General features: G+C 46.6%; 17 protein-coding genes. 2 read left to right on the plus strand and 15 right to left on the minus strand.

Annotation, left to right across the window (positions count from 1 at the left end; translation table 11 throughout):
• Nucleotides 1–695: 695 nt before the first annotated feature.
• Entirely contained in the window at nt 696–1,349 is a 654-nt protein-coding gene (adk, locus tag ACZ5NB_RS11620; protein ID WP_460233782.1) for an adenylate kinase, read from the minus strand.
• Nucleotides 1,350–1,557: 208 nt separating this feature from the next.
• Here adk and ACZ5NB_RS11625 point away from each other — a divergent pair, with 208 nt between their 5' ends.
• Complete coding sequence (locus ACZ5NB_RS11625; protein WP_460233783.1) at nt 1,558–2,418, plus strand: coiled-coil domain-containing protein; 861 nt, start codon at nt 1,558–1,560, stop codon at nt 2,416–2,418.
• A 122-nt stretch (nt 2,419–2,540) separates the two neighbouring features.
• On the opposite strand, the gene mazG is transcribed toward ACZ5NB_RS11625, so the two are convergent.
• The 3 genes from mazG to cysM are packed head-to-tail and all read right to left on the minus strand — an operon-like array spanning nt 2,541 to nt 6,540.
• A complete protein-coding gene (gene mazG, locus ACZ5NB_RS11630; RefSeq protein WP_460233784.1) occupies nt 2,541–3,356 on the minus strand; it encodes a nucleoside triphosphate pyrophosphohydrolase in 816 nt (271 codons plus the stop codon).
• A gap of 35 nt (nt 3,357–3,391) precedes the next feature.
• The gene (gene relA / locus ACZ5NB_RS11635; protein WP_460233785.1) at nt 3,392–5,629 is read right to left on the minus strand and encodes a GTP diphosphokinase; all 2,238 of its coding nucleotides are present in this window, start codon (nt 5,627–5,629) and stop codon (nt 3,392–3,394) included.
• A 20-nt stretch (nt 5,630–5,649) separates the two neighbouring features.
• Entirely contained in the window at nt 5,650–6,540 is an 891-nt protein-coding gene (cysM, locus tag ACZ5NB_RS11640) for a cysteine synthase CysM (protein ID WP_460233786.1), read from the minus strand.
• A 353-nt stretch (nt 6,541–6,893) separates the two neighbouring features.
• On the opposite strand from cysM, the gene ACZ5NB_RS11645 reads away from it, so the two are divergent.
• Nucleotides 6,894–9,707 (plus strand): response regulator, encoded by a 2,814-nt coding sequence (locus ACZ5NB_RS11645; RefSeq protein WP_460233787.1) that lies wholly within the window; start codon nt 6,894–6,896, stop codon nt 9,705–9,707.
• Nucleotides 9,708–9,717: 10 nt separating this feature from the next.
• Here ACZ5NB_RS11645 and recO read toward each other — a convergent pair whose 3' ends face one another.
• From recO to rpoE, 11 genes are all read right to left on the minus strand, one after another.
• Nucleotides 9,718–10,431: a DNA repair protein RecO gene (gene recO, locus ACZ5NB_RS11650; RefSeq protein ID WP_460233788.1), complete on the minus strand. Its 714-nt coding sequence runs from the start codon at nt 10,429–10,431 to the stop codon at nt 9,718–9,720.
• A 39-nt stretch (nt 10,432–10,470) separates the two neighbouring features.
• Complete coding sequence (gene era, locus ACZ5NB_RS11655) at nt 10,471–11,370, minus strand: GTPase Era (protein ID WP_460233789.1); 900 nt, start codon at nt 11,368–11,370, stop codon at nt 10,471–10,473.
• Nucleotides 11,367–12,044, minus strand: coding sequence for a ribonuclease III (gene rnc, locus ACZ5NB_RS11660; RefSeq protein ID WP_460233790.1), 678 nt, complete (start codon nt 12,042–12,044; stop codon nt 11,367–11,369). Before rnc ends, era begins: the two co-directional genes overlap by 4 nt.
• The gene (locus ACZ5NB_RS11665) at nt 12,037–12,474 is read right to left on the minus strand and encodes a DUF4845 domain-containing protein (protein WP_460233791.1); all 438 of its coding nucleotides are present in this window, start codon (nt 12,472–12,474) and stop codon (nt 12,037–12,039) included. Before ACZ5NB_RS11665 ends, rnc begins: the two co-directional genes overlap by 8 nt.
• A gap of 17 nt (nt 12,475–12,491) precedes the next feature.
• Nucleotides 12,492–13,361 (minus strand): signal peptidase I, encoded by an 870-nt coding sequence (gene lepB, locus ACZ5NB_RS11670; protein ID WP_460233792.1) that lies wholly within the window; start codon nt 13,359–13,361, stop codon nt 12,492–12,494.
• Nucleotides 13,362–13,396: 35 nt separating this feature from the next.
• Entirely contained in the window at nt 13,397–15,196 is a 1,800-nt protein-coding gene (lepA, locus tag ACZ5NB_RS11675) for a translation elongation factor 4 (protein WP_460233793.1), read from the minus strand.
• Between the two features lie 167 nt (nt 15,197–15,363).
• On the minus strand, nt 15,364–16,752 hold the full coding sequence (locus ACZ5NB_RS11680; protein WP_460233794.1) for a DegQ family serine endoprotease: 1,389 nt from the start codon (nt 16,750–16,752) through the stop codon (nt 15,364–15,366).
• Between the two features lie 114 nt (nt 16,753–16,866).
• Entirely contained in the window at nt 16,867–17,334 is a 468-nt protein-coding gene (locus tag ACZ5NB_RS11685; RefSeq protein WP_460233795.1) for a SoxR reducing system RseC family protein, read from the minus strand.
• Nucleotides 17,335–17,356: 22 nt separating this feature from the next.
• Nucleotides 17,357–18,313 (minus strand): MucB/RseB C-terminal domain-containing protein, encoded by a 957-nt coding sequence (locus ACZ5NB_RS11690; protein WP_460233796.1) that lies wholly within the window; start codon nt 18,311–18,313, stop codon nt 17,357–17,359.
• A gap of 52 nt (nt 18,314–18,365) precedes the next feature.
• Complete coding sequence (locus ACZ5NB_RS11695) at nt 18,366–19,112, minus strand: sigma-E factor negative regulatory protein (protein WP_460233797.1); 747 nt, start codon at nt 19,110–19,112, stop codon at nt 18,366–18,368.
• 198 nt (nt 19,113–19,310) lie between these two features.
• Nucleotides 19,311–19,913, minus strand: coding sequence for an RNA polymerase sigma factor RpoE (gene rpoE, locus ACZ5NB_RS11700; RefSeq protein WP_460234008.1), 603 nt, complete (start codon nt 19,911–19,913; stop codon nt 19,311–19,313).
• Nucleotides 19,914–20,105: the final 192 nt, after the last annotated feature.

Consider the following 20,105-nt stretch of genomic DNA (forward strand, 5'->3'; position numbering starts at 1 on the left):
GACGATCTAGCAACTTACTACAGCGCTATACGGTTTTTACATCGTTAGTGATATTCGCGTATTTACGTAACAGCGATTAATTAAATATTAGAAGCTAGCCTGAAGGCTATGAATCTAAGAATTCCACTCTGCCGAATAACGTAGCATTCACGTAATGATGCTTCTCGCATGTGCGAGTATGAGCACACCGAAAGTTTGAATTGACCGCTATGTTGTAATTGCTATCGATAGCGGCGATGTATTGTCGCGTGTGAATGGTGTCTTTTATGTTGAACGTCGCACCCCTTGGAACGCATTGTTACTGATTAGATCTATCGAAACAGGCTTTTTTCTCGGTAAATATTAGCCTAGTAAACTCTTTCACATCATTGGCCGTGCATGATGTTCATGATTTTGTACAACTGACCGAATTCCCTCCGTCCAATAGCGATACAAGAACCAATGATATTGTTTCCGGCCAAGGTATTGGTGTTTTTTGTAATGATCTCTGGGGTTGTTGCAGGGTACTGAGGTAAGCCCCTCTCCGAAATTCAATGGCACTCACATGGCATTGATATCGGTAAGTGACTTTACAGCTTAGCGATTGAATTATTATCTAAACAGCGGTGAACCTTGAGAGCCAGGCATAAAAAAACCCCCGAGAAGAACTTCAACGGGGGTCTTTTTAAAGTTTTGGCACTTATGCCAGCTTGGTCTTAGCTAAAGACCGCAAATAATTGCTTTTTAATGTCTTCTACATCACCAACACCATTAATCTGGGTGTAATGCGGCGCATTCGGGTTACCATCTGTGGTTAATTGCTTGTAAAAGTCTACCAGCGGCTCTGTTTGTTCGTGGTAAACGCTTAGGCGATGCCTAACTGTCTCTTCTGTGTCATCTTTTCGCTGAACTAAAGGTTCACCTGTTTCATCATCTTTACCTTCCTCTTTCGGTGGTTGATGAACAACATGGTAAACACGGCCTGATGCTTCATGAACTCGTCGTCCGCTGAGACGAGAGACAATTTCTTCATCGTCGACGTGAATTTCTATCACATGGTCGATTGCGATACCTTCATCGAGCAATGCTTGTGCTTGAGGTATGGTGCGAGGGAATCCATCAAACAAGAAGCCGTTGGCACAATCAGCTTCTTGAATGCGCGACTTAACAATATCAATAATCAAATCGTCAGGCATTAGCTGTCCAGATTCCATAATACCTTTCGCTTTCTGGCCTAGTGGTGTGCCTGCTTTGACCGCTGCACGCAACATATCACCTGTCGATATTTGTGGAATACCGTACTGACCCATAATCAGCTGCGCCTGAGTGCCCTTACCAGCACCTGGAGCTCCCAACAAAATAACTCGCATCGACTTTTCCTCATCTATATAGGACGCCCATAACACTTATAAGTCCCCCGAAAGGGATTTGGGCTATTCAAAAAGGCGGTTACCTTACACGGACCACGGTGGTTAGACAACCAGCTACGCTTAGAAAACCGAGACCCACTCTAACCCATTGATATAAAAGGGCTTAATTCGAACAACTAGGCTGAACACGACTAAAGAAGCGCGACACATGGCGCATTCCTGGCGTTCTCGTGTATCCCGACCTATTGTATACAAAGATCACTTAATCTTGTTACCCATCCGCCTATCGGGGTTGATAACTCGTTCCAATCATCAAGAGATCCCGACTGCTATACTCAACGGCGACAAACAATCAGGAGTTAACACCATGGGACTCTTCTCTCGCAGCAACCCAATCGATGATGATTCATCAGATCAGTTCGAAGAAATTGAATTACCTAGTAGTAACGATATTCAAGACAACGTGTTCAATGAAGATGATAGTAAGCTAGATCTCCCCGTCGCTCCGCCCTCAGTCAAAACCCAGCAATCTAAGTTAGGATACGGCATCGAAGACGCCATAGGCCTAATGAAGGCTCTCCCCAGAGACAACAATGAAGTGGTTGTCACCGTGGTTAAAAAGACCTTGGAGTCTACCAATATTCAAGTTGAGCACATTATAGAAGATGCTAACAGCAAAGAAGATAGAATTCGCACCAAACACAAATCTCTTGAAGAAGAAATTAAGCAGCTAGAGCAGCAAATTGCGCAACGAAATCAACAAATCAGCGAGCTGCTGCAAGACCTGAAAGAGACAACCGATGTGCGACAGCGCCTCGAGTTGGCGCTAAACCTCGATAAAAAGTCCGCGCCCAAACGTGCTGCGCCAGAAGAGGCAAAGCCGGAAGCTCCCACCGATAGTAAAAATATGTCCGCAGAGTCGGATACTTCGCATGCTCAACGCCCTCAAGCAAGCAGTGACACTCAAGCTCAGCCACAAAATCGTCGCGCTGACCCAGTTGCTCAACAGGCTGCACGACGTCGTCAGAGCAGCGAACGGAGCAATTCAACGCAAAACCGACAACACTGATCTAACACCATCGCTTAGAGCCTAAGAAAAAAGGGGCCGCTCGGGATTATCGAGCGCCCCCTTTTTTCGATTGGGGTGAGTGTAAAACCGTGGTGCAAATTGGTAAGACGATTACACCGACGTTACTGAGACTTCTCCAGTATCTTTGCCTCTTGCCATAAATTCTCTAACTGTTCTAAAGGCACATCCCCCATTTCTTCGCCTCTCCCTGACACAGTCGACTCCATATAGCCAAAACGCCGTTCAAATTTTTGGTTTGCTTGGCGAGCGGCTAGCTCTGGATCAACTTTCAAATGCCGAGCTAAGTTCGCCGCTACAAAAAGTACATCGCCTAACTCATCCGTAATAGCAAGCTGATCGTCAGACGTAATTGCCTGCTTCAACTCCTGGACCTCTTCATCTAACTTGAGGAAAACCTGATCAACATCGTTCCAATCAAAACCTACTTGGCTAGCACGCTTTTGTAACTTAACCGCTCGACTCAAAGCAGGCATTCCAACCGGCACATCGTCGAGCAACCCGCACTTACCCTTTTGATGTCTTTCTTGCTGTTTAATTTGTTCCCACTGTTTTTTTACCTGGGTCTCGTCGATTCCTTCATTACCATCAACACGGCTTTCTAAAGTACCATCTGGAAAAACATGTGGATGCCGTCGCAACAACTTTGCGGTGATACTCGATGCAATATCCTCGAAGTCAAAGCGCCCTTCTTCTTGGCCAAGTTGCGCATAAAAAACAACTTGAAACAGTAAATCACCCAGCTCTTCTTGCAACTCCGAATAAGACTCACGCTCTATTGCATCAACGACTTCATAAGCCTCTTCAATAGTTGAGGGCGCGATGGTTTTGTAGTTTTGTTTTAGATCCCAAGGGCAACCAGTTTCGGGGTCTCGCAATCGCGACATTAATTCAATAAGACGTGTGATAGCTGAGGACACGACATGCTCCCTTGGTTATCCATTAACAAGCAAAACTACATTTTACGCTGCACTGAAACAACGTTAGGCAATTGGTTGAGGCGGGCCAAGATCGTACTTAATTCACTAAAATTACGCACTTCTACTGTAATCGACATCTCTACAGTATTTTTTGCTTTGTTCGAAAGTGATTGTAGCGAGCTGACATTGATGTGTTCACGATCCAGCAGCGAAGTGATATCTCTCAATAACCCATAACGGTCGTAAGCTTCGATATGGATAACAGTAGAATAGGCATTTTCAGGTGCTTCACCCCAGGCCACTTGGAGAATACGGTCGGTCTCTCTTTCCTGAAGCTTTAATACATTGGCGCAATCTTGGCGGTGAATGGACACACCTCGCCCCAAAGTAATGTACCCCATGATTGAATCACCCGGCACTGGGTTACAGCAGCGTGCAATGTGCGTTAATAAATTACCCACACCTTCGATATACACATCAGAATTATTTTCTGGAATGGTAGCGCGACCAGTTAACGGCACAGCAACGGTTGTATCGTCGACAGGCATCATGCGTTGAGCCGCGTTAAGCACCTGCCCTACCCCAATATCATGAGCTCCAACAGCTGCGTAAAGCCCCTCTAAATCATTCAAGTTGAGGCGCTTAGCCAACGCTTCAAAATCGAAATCCACGAGTGCTAATCGCTTAAATTCTTTGTCTAGTAGTGCTCGACCATCAGCAATATTCTGATCTCTTGCCTGCAATTTAAACCATTGCTGCACTTTTGCACGAGCTCTCGACGTCTGAATATAGCCCAAGGCTGGCGATAACCAATCGCGGCTAGGTGATTCGCGTTTACTCGTAAGAATTTCCACTTGATCTGCCGTTTTTAGGCCATGATTCAAAGGCACGATACGGCCATTAATCTTGGCTCCACTGCAGCGGTGTCCAACATCCGTGTGAATACGGTATGCGAAATCAACAGGGGTTGAACCGTCAGGCAAATCGACTATATGGCCGTCTGGAGTAAACACATAAATTGAGTCTTGCGCGACAAATGAGCTGGAGATATTTTCTTTTACAGAACCGCCCAACTCATCGTGCCACTCAAGCACTTGCCTCAGCCAGGCAATTTTTTCTTCGTAGCTGTTTTCCGGCTCGTCTTTATCCGTTCCTTTGTAGCGCCAATGAGAGCACACACCATATTCGGCTTCTTCATGCATGGCATGCGTGCGAATTTGAACTTCAAGCACCTTGCCGGCAGGCCCAATCACGGCGGTATGCAATGAGCGATAACCGTTCTCTTTCGGCGAAGCAATATAGTCATCAAATTCGTTAGGGATGTTACGCCATAAACTGTGAACAACACCTAGAACGCCATAACAATCTCTCACAGTATTCACGAGAATTCGTACTGCGCGAATGTCATACACTTGCGAAAAACCAATGCCTTTACGGCGCATTTTTCGCCAAATGCTATAAATATGCTTCGCGCGCCCAGTAACCTCGGCACCAATATTGGCATGGTCTAGTTCGCGATCGAGAGTAGTGATGACATTTTCGATGTAGTCTTGGCGATCTAAACGCTTTTCATCGAGTAATTTAGCAATTTGCTTGTAGTCGTCGGGCTCTAGATACCGAAACGATAAGTCTTCTAGCTCCCATTTAATATGACCAATACCCAGACGATGGGCCAACGGAGCATAAACATCGGCAACTTCACGAGCCACTCGACGACGACGAGCTTCATCTGAATTTTTTACTGCACGAATTGCACACGTGCGTTCTGCCAACTTTACGAGAGCAACGCGTACATCGTCGACCATCGCCACCAGCATTTTGCGCACATTACCGGATTGTATATCGGACTCTTTTCCAAATACTTCATCATCAGAGTCGTTGCGCCGCTGGCTAATCGCTGCCATACGAATGACACCTTTGATGATGCTGGAGACTGCCTCATCAAACGAAGACGACACATCGGTCAACGTCAGTCGGTTTTCGCGCACAGCACGATAAAGTATCGCCGCGACTAAGGTATCTGTATCGAGATGTAATTCCGCGAGAATTTCCGCCATCTCTAACCCGGTTAGGAAGCTATTTGGGCCATGCTCCCAACGAGATTTTGTATCAGGCTGGTTATTGACGGCGTTCTGGCTTACAACCAACGCTTTTTTGAGTACAGCCTTATCCTTAGCTTCAAGTGTAAGCACGCCAGCTAGTCGAGCAATCCACGCATCGAGATCAACTTCACCCTCAGCGGTTAACGGATAATCCTCTCTCACCTTTACCATAATAAAATCTGTTTATTCGTTTATAAATTGAAGAGGCCTGATGACAAGTAGCGATCTCCTCGATCACAAATAATGGCGACGATCACCGCATTTTCAACCTGCTCTGCAAGCTGCAGGGCGCCAGCTACTGCACCGCCTGACGACACCCCACAAAAAATACCTTCTTCCCGCGCAAGTCGCAGCATTGTTTGCTCTGCGCGTTCTTGATCCATATTGATCACTTGATCAACTCGTGTTTCGTCAAAAATGCTAGGTAAATATTCCTTCGGCCAGCGTCGAATACCAGGGATGCTAGCGCCTTCTTCCGGCTGCAATCCAATAATTTGTATCGCTGGGTTTTGCTCTTTGAGAAAACGTGAAACACCCATGATAGTCCCTGTGGTCCCCATCGAACTTACAAAATGGGTTACTTTTCCATCCGTCTGCTGCCAAATCTCGGGCCCGGTATTTTCATAATGAGCGAGCGGGTTATCAGCATTCGAGAACTGGTTTAACACCTTTCCTTCACCTTTCGCTTCCATTGACAACGCAAGATCTCTAGCGCCTTCCATGCCGTCTTCTTTCGACACCTCAATCAACTCAGCACCGTATGCAGCCATTGCCGCCTTTCTTTCCTGCGTCATGTGCTCGGGCATGATTAACTTCATCTTATAGCCCTTGATAGCCGCAACCAGGGCTAACGCAATACCGGTATTTCCGCTGGTTGCTTCAATTAATGTATCCCCTGGTTGAATATCACCACGCTGCTCGGCACGCTGAATCATCGACAGCGCTGGTCGGTCTTTTACCGAGCCTGCTGGGTTATTACCCTCTAACTTAACGAGTATTTGATTACTGCTGTTGGGTGACATCCGTTGCAATCGAACCAACGGTGTATTGCCAACGAAAGACTCTAATGTCGGAAAACTCATAGTAATAGATTAACCTCAAAGCACTGCATCACGACAACCAACAAAGTAAACAAGCATCTGGCAGCGCAACAAATCGCCATATCAAAGACGGTATCCAAGTGCGCGCTATTCTAGCATGATGGTTTTAACACGCCATTTTGCCGCCAAGCCTTTTCTCGTAGCGCTGAGCACCAACGCCTAGACTTTCAACTATTCACCGGTATGATAAACGTCAAACACACCATAACAGACCAGCAAACACAGCATAACCCTTTGTTTTTATTCGCTTTTTATTCATAAAAACAGAATAAAACAATATAATTATTGGCTACCCAGCACAATTCAGCTTTAACAGACTATTTTGACATAAGCTTATGAATCGTTCCCCATTGCGTAATAGAGTACTGCAACTCACCCTGATTCCAATCGCTCTCACTGTGATTACGCTTTCAGTTGCGCTGAATTTCTTTTTTGCGCAAGAACTCAATCACCAAATCCGAGATCGCGGGTACACAATCACATTTCAGGTAGCACGCATACTTGCACCATTGCTGACTCGTGAAATCCCCGAAACCTACCTGAATCAATCAATTGCCTATACTTTGCCAACCGCGTTAGAAGACAGCTCGACTCGGGCTATCAGCGTTTACAAAGCCGACGGCCATATCGTGAAACATAGTGGACCTAAGTTTTTGCAGCCCATCACTTTAGACATCCTACGACGCGCCAACGACGAACCCGTCGTCATTGAGACGAGCGAATCATCGATTTTTATTCAGTCCGTGAAAGAGCGTAACAATCCAGCTGTGCTAGGTTGGGTGGTCGCAGAGATTACCCACGTTCCATTCTTAATAAAGCGCTACCAAATGCTGCTTGTCACCGCTCTCATTTCTTTTGGCGCATTGTTTATCGGTATTGGGCTCAATGTAATTGCAGTCCGTCGCGTATCACGCCCCTTGCGACAAATTGAAAGCGCTATTGAAAAGTTAGCGAACAACGATTTTGACATTGACCTCAGGTTTGATACCCGTTGGGCATATCAGCACTTAGGTGAACTGATTAACAATGCGGCGAAAAACCTTCGAGAGGCACAAGAGGAGCTTCTACAACAATCGGAGCAAGCAACCGAAGAATTACGAGAGAGCTTAGATACAGTAGAGATACAAAACGTTAAGCTAAACATGGCCCGCAAAGAAGCTATTGAAGCTAATCAAGCGAAGTCCGCTTTTTTAGCAAATACAAGCCACGAGATCCGGACCCCAATTAATGGGATTCTTGGCTTCACTAGCTTAATGCAAAAAACCAGTCTAACCACGCAGCAAAAAGAATACTTAAATACCATACAAAAATCTTCACAAGGGCTGCTGGCACTGCTGAACGATGTGCTCGACGTATCCAAGCTTGAAACCGGGCAGCTCGTACTCGATTACACGCCCTTTAATTTACGCGATGTCACTGAGGGTACCCTGCAGGCCCTCGCACCTCAAGCGCAAGAAAAACGTTGTGAGCTAATCGCTATTATCGATCCTAAGCTGCCAGTGCATTTACTCGGGGACTCACTGCGCCTCAAGCAAGTGCTAATCAATCTAGTCAATAATGCAATCAAGTTTTCAGATCACTGCCCCATCATTCTTAAAGTTGAAGAAGACTCAAGCAGTGATAGTTACGCCAAAGTTAAATTCAGCATCATAGACCAAGGCATCGGTATTTCACCGAACCAGCAACAACATTTGTTCAACGCGTTTTCTCAAGCAGATGCATCTGACAGTCGACGTGAAGGCGGCGTAGGTCTAGGGCTTACCGTCGCCAAAGCGCTGGTAGAAAAGATGCAAGGCACAATTAGTTTATCCAGCGAAGCAGGAAAAGGCTCTACATTCTGGTTTACAGCCCAGTTTGGTTTAGATCGACATGGGGCCGCTCGCAAAGCGAACAATTTAGCCAAAGGGACGCGTGTACTCGTCTGTGAGTCAGACGAAGAAAGAAAAAAACAACTCGCTGCTTACCTAACGAGTATGGAAGTGCAGTATCAATTCGTTGACGATCGCCAAGGACTAGTGGAAATCAAACGAAAACCCAAAGCACTTTCCTATTCGTGTGTTATCTGGGACACAAACGAACAAGACGATGTCGCACTTTGGCTTGAAGAGCAAAAGGTGTGTGAGCTATGTGACACCGACAATTCTACTGTCCTTATCGCCTTGGCCCCCTTCGGTAGCCGACTAGAACTCGAACCTGACGAGACTCAAGTTAACGTCCGCGTATTACAAAAACCACTGTCCTATGACTTGCTCTATGACGCAATACGCAGCGCATCAACCACTTCTGAACCTCAACAGCACGCACCTGTAGTAAAAACAGATCACGAAGAAACCATTGTCAACTATCCTAGCGTACGAATATTGGCTGTTGACGATAACAGCGCCAACTTGCAGTTGTTGGGGGAACTACTGAAAGATCTAAACACCGAAGTCACTCTAGCCGACAGTGGCGAGCAAGCATTAGCCCTATTCCAGCAAGTAGACTTTGACCTAGTATTTATGGATATACAAATGCCAGGCATAGACGGGCTAGAGGCGACCCAACGTATCCGTCAAATTGAAACAGACCGACGAACACCTGTAGTTGCATTGACTGCCCACGCAATGGGTGATCAGAAAGCAAAATTATTGCTAGCAGGAATGGACGATTACTTAAGTAAACCAGTGACAGAACAGCAATTACGCCACGTTATTCAGCGATGGACCAATGTTTCTCTGCGCGCAAACAATACGATTCCAACAAAGCCTCGGATGCATTTTGCAAATGCTTCCGGGCGCTCAATTGCCGATGTGGTGGACTTAAAGCTGAGCTTAGAGCTCGCCAACAACAAACCAAGCTTGGCTCGCGATATGTTGAGTATGTTATTAAATAGCCTACCCGCTGAATTAGAAAAAATTACAAACACTTATCAAGTTGAAGACTTTGACTTGTTAGCAACGATTGTACATAAACTTAACGGCGGTGCGAGTTATTGCGGCGTTCCAAAATTAAAATCGAGCTGTGTAAAACTAGAAGGCCTACTTGAACAAAAACAGTATGAGAGTATCCACCATCCCTTCACGATGCTATTGGACGCGATCCACCAACTGCTGAAATGGCATGATGAATTCGATTTAGACGCACTTTTTGAAGATGAACAGCCCGCGTAACGTCGAAACACTACCTGAATAACTCTCTGCTTTTGAGCGGTTTATTGCCAATATGGGGCGCAAGCAGTTCTCGTACTAGCCTTTTTGCTGCGCGCCGAACCGATACATCTGAAAAATCGTTATTAATAACAGAGAGCAATTCACTTCCCAGATAACTGCCTTGCTGCTTCTCAAGGTTACCGTCGATTTTAACAAAACCCATCATTTCGGCGATACGGTATTGCGAATTCGGCTCAAGCTCATCACCGGTAGAGATATCACTAAATGTGAGTCCGTAACCCATCAGCTCAAGCAGTTCAAATTCAAACGCTCTGAGTAGCGGTTCAAGGTAGTCATTGCTATCTCCCTCAAGAGTTTCCAGCGAAGTCATTACTTGATCGTAACGACGGAATACTTCACTACAGTCATCATGACTGGGCAAAAGGCGAATAACTAATTCGTTCACATACAAGCCGCAGAACATTCTACGACCCATTAATTGCCGTAATTGTCCCTGCTGTTCTAGCTCAGTTAACGTTTTTAAATCGCTTTTTCCCTGCCAGCTAGCCACTAGTTTTGTAAATGGATAAACGGGAAAACGATGGCGGCCTCTAGCGGATCGAGCGCCTTTGGCAACGACGGTTAAACGTCCATGGTCCTCACTAAGCACATCGACGAGTAAACTAGAATCTTGAAAGGGTCGACTATGAAGAATATAGACAGACTGTAAGTAAACTGAGGCCATACAGAAATTCCACTGACGGCATATTAAGATAGCTATATGTTAATCGTTGTATCCGAGGCTTCGGAGTGCCCTGTCATCGTCCGACCAGCCAGATTTTACTTTCACCCAAAGTTTAAGCATAACCTGTCTCTCAATAAGCCCTTCAATCTCTTCTCTAGCTTCTTGACCAATAAGCTTTATGCGAGAACCTTTCTGGCCAATGAGAATGGTTTTCTGGCCTTCACGCTCGACTAGTATCACGGCACTTATGTGAACAGTCGGTTGAGTTTCATCAAACTCTTCAATTTCAACGGTGGTTTGATAAGGCAACTCATCTCCCAGCTGCCGCATTATTTTCTCTCGTATAATCTCGGCAGCCAAAAACCGTATACTTTTATCGGTAATTTGCTCATCATCAAAAACGTGTTCATTCTCCGGCAAATGCTGCTCGATCACTTCCTCTAAACGCGATAAGTTATCATTTCTGAGAGCCGATATAGGCACGATATCCGATGCATCGAGCTTGCTTGCAAGGGTCTGTAAATGCGGTAGCAGCACCTCTTTCTTGTCGAGCTGATCGATTTTATTAACGACAAGGATCACCGGCACATCCGATTTTCTAAGCGCTGCGGCTATCGCCTCTTCTTGATCAGTCCATTGAGTTTTTTCTACCAAAAACACCACCACATCAACATCCAGCATGGCGGAAACCGCGACCCGATTCATATACCGATTAATGGCTCGATTTTGGCCGCTATGCTGCCCCGGGGTATCTACATAAATTGCCTGAGTAGCCCCTTCAGTTTTAATTCCAAGCACATTGTGTCGAGTTGTTTGGGGCTTCCTTGATGTAATGCAAAGCTTCTGACCGAGAATATGATTGAGCAGCGTCGACTTACCAACATTCGGTCGTCCAACAATTGCAACATAGCCACACTTGCTTACTGGGGAATCGTTCATGAATTTAACTCTTGCAGTATCGCTTCGGCGGCTAGTTTTTCCGCTTGTTTACGGCTTGACGCGGATACCACTTTCGGCTGATTTAATAGCTGTATTTTACAACTCACCGTAAATACCTGTTCGTGAGACTTGCCATCTACATTAATCACTTCGTACTCGGGCAATGGTTGACCTTTACTTTGTAATAGCTCCTGCAGAGTAGACTTGGGATCTTTTGCCACTTTATCAATAACAATTGACTCTAGGCGTGAAGCAAACCAGGGAAGCACCACCCGCTTGCAGGTTTCAAAGTCAGAGTCTAAGTAAATTGCGCCAATAATCGCTTCGGTACAATCTGCAAGTATGGATGCGCGACGGTGGCCACCACTTTTCAATTCACCCTCACCAAGGATAATTGATTCACCCAGCTCGAATTCTCGCGCAATCTCGGCTAACGTTTCACCTTTGACTAGTTGCGAGCGCAAACGACTTAATTGGCCTTCTTTGGCTTTAGGAAACTTGGTATACAGGTATTCCGCAATGAAAACTCCTAAAAGTGAATCGCCTAGGAACTCCAGACGCTCATTATGTTGCGGCGCCGCACTGCGGTGGGTGAGTGCTTGAATAAATAGCTGAGGATTACCAAATTGGTAGCTGAGAGAGCGCAGGAGACGCTCTCTTGATAGATCATTCATCGTCGAGTGGAGTGCAGCACTCTGTCGGACGAGAGCTATCGAATTGGTTTTTAAAGGCCACTACCACATCGACATTATAGAAGAGTGGTATGCGGCGCTCATAGTTAATATCTACAATAAATTTGTCTTTTGATATCTTAATATCTATTTCTTTCTTAGAAATATTTCGAATGTTGTTGATAGTAAACCGATTACTAATAAAACTGCTGATATCATCCTTGGAAACTTTACTCACATCACCTTCGTCTCGAATAAGTTCGGGTAAATCCTTCAATGTACTGGTGATGTACATGTTATCAAAATACTGTGGCCCAACCTTGAAAGCACACAAGCCAATAAAACCAGCAGCAGAAATAATCGCCAACCAGGCAATAGAGGACAACCCTCGTTGAGAGCGTAAGCAATTCATAGATTTCATTTTGAAAGTCATGGCAGTCCCCTTTCTACCTAGTCAATGCCACCCACGCGATCAAAGCTAGGCAAACTCAATCGATTTTCCCAGTGCATCCATATAGCAAAAGCCTTGCCCACTATACGCTCTTCGGGCACAACCCCCCAATCCCGGCTATCGGAGCTATTATCCCGGTTGTCGCCCATCATGAAATAGTGCCCCTCTGGAACCACATAGGTGCCTTTTCGGCTTAAACTTCCCGGCACAACGCACTTGCGAAGAATATGGGTGGTCTCACCCAAGGTTTCTTCCATTAGGTGGTAATTGGAGTTCGCTCGAGCGCAATGTTCGCGGCTACTGGTCGCACCCTCTGACTTGACGAATGTCTGCTCTATTACCTCTCCGTTAATAGTTAGCTCATGGTTATTATAGGTGATCGTATCGCCTGGCAGCCCTATAACACGCTTGATGAAATAGCGGCTTTCATGAGGCGGGAAAAACACCATGACATCGCCACGTCTAGGGTCGCTAATATTCACTACTTTCGTACGAGCAACCGGCAGTCGCAAACCGTAGGTGAATTTATTAACTAAAATGAAGTCTCCGACCTCTAGGGTTGGAACCATAGATTCAGATGGGATTTGAAACGGTTCGATCACGAACGAACGCAGAACCAATACCAACGCTAAGATTGGGAAAAATGACTTAGAATACTCCACCAGCACGGGCTCTTGCTCGGCCGCTTCTCTCGCGATGAGGTAGTGTTCATCGTCGTCTCCACGAGAAATGCCTTCTCGCTGGAATTGATTTTCGACTTCTTTAACGGCCGCTTTACGTTGCTTCGATAGCACAAGCCAATCAAATAGCCACACACCGCCTGTCACGAACACGGCAATGACTAATATGAGCGGGAAATTAATATCCATTTGTAGAGGTCTCTCCGAATACAGCTGGCTTAGGTTTAGTTATCGACCTTGAGAACGGCCAAAAAAGCATCCTGGGGAATTTCAACGCGACCCACTTGCTTCATACGGCGTTTACCGGCTTTCTGTTTTTCTAAAAGCTTTTTCTTACGCGTGACATCACCGCCATAGCATTTAGCGGTAACGTTTTTACGTAGCGCTTTAACCGTCGAACGTGCAACAATCTGACCGCCAATCGCAGCCTGGATAGCAACATCAAACATTTGCCTAGGAATAAGTTCCTTCATTTTTTCGACGAGCTGGCGCCCTTTATATTGAGCGTTATCACGGTGCACAATCAACGCAAGCGCATCAACCTTTTCGCCATTAATCAGCACGTCTAAGCGCACCAGTTTCGCTGCTTCAAATTTTACGAAATTGTAATCCAGCGACGCAAATCCACGGCTTACCGATTTTAGGCGATCAAAGAAATCCATCACGACTTCATTCATTGGCAAGTAATAACTGACAGATACTTGATTTCCAATGTACTGCATATCTTTTTGCACACCGCGTTTTTCAACACAGAGTGTAATAACCGCTCCCAGATAATCTGAAGGGACTAAAATATTCGCTTCGACAATGGGCTCTCGCATTTCCTCTAAGTTACCAGGGTCAGGCAACTTAGAAGGGTTATCCACGTAGACAATCTCGCCATCATTCTTTTTGACCTCATAAACAACTGTTGGAGCGGTGGTGATGAGATCTAGGTCATATTCACGCTCGAGACGTTCTTGAATGATCTCCATATGGAGCATACCCAAGAATCCGCAGCGAAAACCAAACCCGAGAGCATCCGAGCTTTCTGGCTCGAAGAATAAAGATGCATCGTTTAACGTTAATTTGGCCAATGCTTCACGAAACGATTCGTAATCATCAGACGATACGGGAAACATGCCCGAATAGACTTGGGGCTTCACTTTTTGAAAGCCTGGTAACGCTTCGACGTCTGGGGTTTTACTATGAGTAATCGTGTCGCCAACAGGCGCGCCGTGGATATCCTTAATACCGGCAACAACAAAGCCCACTTCGCCAGCCTTTAGCGCTTTGAGTTTTTCTAATTTCGGTGTAAACACACCAACGCTATCGACAACGTGTGCTTTACCAATAGATTTAGTAATAATCTTATCTTTAACGTTTAAGGTGCCGTTTTTGACCCGCACCAACGATACCACTCCAAGATAATTATCGAACCAGGAGTCGATAATTAACGCCTGCAGGGGCCCGTCAGCATCTCCCTCAGGAGGAGGAATAAGCTCCACAAGCTGTTCCAATACATCTTCGAGCCCCAGGCCAGACTTTGCGCTACAGCGCACGGCGTCTGTCGCATCTATCCCAATAATATCTTCTATTTCTTGAGCGACTCGGTCTGGCTCTGCCTGCGGCAAATCCATTTTATTAAGCACAGGGATAACCTCTAAGCCCTGCTCAATAGCGGTGTAACAGTTCGCAACCGACTGCGCTTCAACACCTTGCGCGGCGTCGACTACCAACAGCGCACCTTCGCAGGCCGCTAACGACCGAGAGACTTCATAGGAAAAGTCTACGTGCCCTGGGGTATCAATAAAATTTAACTCGTAGGTTTTTCCATCGCGAGCTTTATAAGGCAAGTGCACACTCTGCGCCTTAATGGTGATACCGCGTTCACGCTCGATGTCCATCGAGTCAAGCACCTGCTCCGTCATCTCACGGTCGGTAAGCCCGCCACACAATTGGATAAAACGATCAGCAATAGTGGATTTGCCGTGATCGATATGGGCGATGATAGAGAAGTTGCGAATATGGCTAAGATCAGTCACAAAGGGATAAACTACTTAAAAATCATAATGTTACGGACCCAGCACAGGGCCCAACCGGCGCACAGTCTACCGCATTTACCACTACCTTTGCAGAGTTATTTTTTAGCGGTGTTCCGTGTGAAGAAGACCTACAAAAAAAGGGGGCCGAAGCCCCCTCTTATACGTACTTAATCTTTGATAACTATTGTCCGGAAAGCTGGTTGACCTCGCCTAAAAAAGCGTATTGGAAGCAAGCTATTGCTCGGTAGTGTGGCCTCCACAGTTTGGAAGCTTTCAATATTGGTGACGTCTTTGAAGCCAATCTGCACGATCACATCGCCCGGCTGTAATCCAGAAGCCGCTGCTGGACTATCGGGCTCAACGCGATTGACAACAACACCACCGCTGACCTGATTGCTACTCAGCAGATCCGGAGATGCCTCTTCGACTACAACACCTAAACGGCCAGAGTCTTGAGTGGGAGGAGCCGTTGCAGATCCCGCCGCTTGAACAACATTACTATCTAAAGTACCAACTACCACCTCTAATGTCTTCGCCTTACCTTCTCGCATAATCTCAACGTCGACTTTCGTGTCAGGCTCAGTGGCACCAACAACCGGGGGTAAATCAGAAGATTTCGCAATTTTTTCGCCGTCGAACTTTAAGATTACATCACCCGCCCTGAGTCCAGAGCCCTCAGCAGGACCTCCCGGCACAACCATTTCAACCAATGCGCCAGCGGGCTTCTTCAAACCGAACGCCTCAGCCAGGTCACGAGACATATCGCTTATTGATACCCCTAACCAACCGCGATCAACATGTCCTTTGTCCTTCAATTGCGCAACAACGGATTGGGCAAGTGACGACGGGATAGCAAAAGACAACCCCATGTAACCACCTGAGCGCGTGTAAATTTGCGAGTTAATGCCAACGACCTCTCCATCCAGATTGAATAATGGCCCGCCGGAATTACCTGGGTTAATGGCGACGTCCGTTTGAATGAACGGCACGTAAGAGCCATTAGTGTCACCACGAATACTGCGGCCTATCGCACTAACGATGCCCTGGCTCGCTGAAAAATCCAGCCCAAACGGGGAGCCGATAGCCAGCACCCAGTCGCCAACTCGAAGCTCTTCGTCATTCGCAAAAGCTAAATAAGGCAAATCATCCGCGTCTATTTTTAGCAGGGCCAAATCTGATCGCGGGTCCGCACCAATCACCTCGGCGTCAAATTCTCGGTTATCGAGCAAGCGAACATTAATTTCCGATGCGCCTTCTACAACATGATTATTGGTCAAGACATAACCATCTTCAGAAATAATGAAACCAGACCCCATACCGCCGACATTCCTCTCCGGCATTTGTCTTGGGTCTAAGAATCGTTTGAAAAACTCGGGCAACTCTTGACCTTGATAAGGGTTACCACGACCAGCAACAGTGGTCATTGTGGTTATCTTTACGACAGCCGGGGTTTTCTTTTCGATTAAATCTGCGAAATCAGGCAACGCTCCGCGCGCTTGTGCCAAGGCAGGGAAGATAACGCTTAATACAACTAAGACAAAAACAAACCGCTTCAAGGGAACGGACCTCCTATTTGTTAATAACTGAGCTTTGACCAACCTGCAATTTGGATCACTGAAAGTCCAAAAAAGTTTCTGGGCGGGTCTCAAAGACAATGATTTTCGGTGCAGCTAGGTTGCATGGAAAGCGCAACTCGGCGAGGGATGAACATCCAGAATAACAGGGCTAAAACTCGAACGATGCTGTATTAGACGAGAAAATAACGCAATAAATAGTCCACCCATTGCGACACCCATTAGCGCCCCCAAAACTGAAGCGACATCTCCACCGATGAGTGAGCTACCCAGCGATGCACCAAGCACTAACGTAATCAGTGGAACGCAATAAAGAAGTAGCGCGCTCTTCACGACACTGTCATCAGGAATACCAATAGTAATTTGGTCATTAACACGGATCGAATCTGAAGCCCGTCCATCGAGAGAGAGTTGTAAGTAGCTGTGCTTTTCAGCCCATTTGGCAAGGACACTTTGTCCGCAACCCGCTTTCGCAGAGCAACTGCCACAAGCTGATCTAGAGATAGTTTCAACCCAAACACTCTCACCATCGACCGCTACAACTCTGCCATTTTCTTTTAACACTGTAGTAATTCCCAGAAAAAAGTCACTGTGCTACCGACTTTTCAATTCGCTCTGCTACCTGTTGAGCTGTTGCGTAAGGAACTTCGCCGACAACAGAAATACTGTAAAGCTGATTATCCCACACACGTTGACTTAAGGCTGCATTAGTCGCACCCAATTGCGCTCGCCCTTTTTTGATTGGTACTCGTTCACCATCGTGAACGATGAAAACCGATATGCTAGCGAAACCATCGGTAAAAGCTAGCATTCTGTCACCACGCGAGGTAATACGGTATCCGCCGTACTCAAAGCCACTTGGTAGCCAGGTAGCTTGCCAGCCCGCTGGTTGCAGGTGCAGCTCGCTGTCACACTTTCCCCTGTCATCACGTGCAGTGTGGTGATCGCGATATTCTGCGTTCACCAATTCTTTAGCCGCTTGTGTCGATAAATCGAGCTTCGCAAATTGGATGCGTTCAATAACTTTGCTTTCCGGTGTAATCACTAGCATTTGAACAGGAAGTGCAGATTCTTTATCCAGCGCAAAAATATAGCTGTAGCGACTAGCGTCTTGTGACTTGACCTCTATATGGATCGCCTCTCGCCCGGCTACGCGATGGTTCTCACTAATTGAAAAGAAGTAATGAGGTGGAAGCTGGTTTTCGAAGTTTATTGATAGGCGCCGCAGCATTTGATCACCCCGGCTTAAACAACGTGTGCGCTGACCTTTTCGCAACACTTCTCTCGGGGCACCGTTGAGCTTATGCAGTCTCTCGTGCTCAATCCCTTCTTCCACAAAGTGAGCTACTTCATAGGTGTCTAAGCCACCACCTATCTCATAGGTAAATAAGCCGCTGTAATTCTGCTCACGCAAGGCAGCAGACATTTTTTCAAACCATTGAGCGACGAGCTGCCGACTTTCATCCGCAAAAACCGCAGAGGAAGCCGACAACATAAGAAAAGATAACGGGACAATTATGGCTAGCTGAATACGTTTCATCATTGAGTCCGTAGTTTTAACGCGCTAGCTTAAAGCACACAGGTGTAAACAAGGACTAGCGTTCAAATTCTGTGGAGACCCTAACGAAAGGCATCAATCCTGAATTGCTATTTTGTGCAGAATGCTCTGCGTGCTGCATCATTAACTCTTGCAAATACAGACGAATACGCTCTTCATCATCGATACTCGGCTGGGCCGCCAGTGACAATGAAGGGTCGGCCAACCGAACAGGGCTTTGGTAAGCAGTCCCCTGCCCCAAGCTAGAGCCAATTGGCTGACTAACCGCCTGGAGATTGACCGCTGGAAATGGCGAATCAATAACGCGCGCCGGTTTAGCCGAAGCGTCACTGGCGTTGGAAGGAGCCTCACTCACTAACGCCGGGGCCGTACCAGGGACAAAACCGCTATCACCGCCAAACTGCTGCACGCCGACAAGTGCAACGCAAGCAACACCAGCAGCAATCGCAAAACGTCCGAGGTTGGCAAATCGAGATGATGTCAAACGGCTAGAAGATGCAACCTCTACCTCTCCTGGTCGAGACACGTCTGTCTCAGCTTGGTCGATCAATGCTTCACCTGCAATAGCATTGCGAACCGAGTCAGCGATATCAATATCAAGGTTAGAGAGTTTTTCTCCGTGGAGAGCGGTGCGAGCAAGCTGGTAACGATGCCAGCGAGTGCGTATAGCCTCGTCCTTTTCAGATTCCGCGAGCACGCGATGAACTTCTAGTTCAGACGCCTCGTTGTCAATTAACGCGGATAAGGACTCGTATAAGCTGGTTTGTTTTACTCCGTCAGACATACTCTCTCTTTACCTACCACTGAATGATTATTGGACATGCGCTGTTACACAGTGAGACAACGTTGAAAACTGCTGGTTCACAGCGCTTTGATTTTCTTTAATTGCGCTTTTACTTTCTTACCTTGTTTGACTCGACTCAAGGTTTGACTCTGATCAAGCGAGACCTGCATCACGTGCCGGTCTTTCCAGTCAGATGAGTTACTTAATCGACAGCTCGCCATCCATTATGTTTTGAACCTGCTTATCGATAGCTTCACGAGCACGGAAGATTCTTGAACGAACCGTACCCATTGGGCAGTCCATCACTTCAGCAATCTCTTCGTAACTCATACCTTCAAATTCACGCAAGGTAACCGCCGTTTTCAAGTCTTCTGGCAGACTATCTATGGTTTCGTTTACAACCGCTTGTAGCTCATCCCTAAACAACAAGTTCTCGGGGGTTTCTTGGTCTTTGAGGATTTCGCTGCCGCTATAGAATTCAGCATCGTTCATATCGACATCGCTAGATGGAGGACGGCGACCTCTCGCTACCAAGTGGTTTTTGGCGGTATTGATAGCAATACGATATAGCCACGTATAGAAAGCACTGTCTCCTCGGAAATTCCCCAAGGCACGATAGGCTTTAATGAACGCTTCCTGTGCGACGTCCTGCACTTCCGCAGAATCTCTGACGAAACGGCTGATAATGGACAAAATTTTGTGCTGATATTTTACAACTAGCAAATCGAAGGCTCGCTTGTCCCCTTTCTGAACACGTTCTACTAGTTGCTTATCAGTATCCTGCGCTGTTGGCGCTGTCATGGATTTACTCCCCACGGCGGCCGCTGTCTCGGCGCCTTTCAACAATGGCGCGTGTGCACCTCGAGATTTGCTTTGCACGACCGAGTCATGCAACACCGAGTTCTGAACGCTGCCAGCAACCACAGACGATGATCGCGCCTGTTGTTGCTTAGCCCCAGCGCGACTCTCTGCAAATGTATTGTCGATAATAAG

The organism is Aurantivibrio plasticivorans (assembly GCF_055392955.1).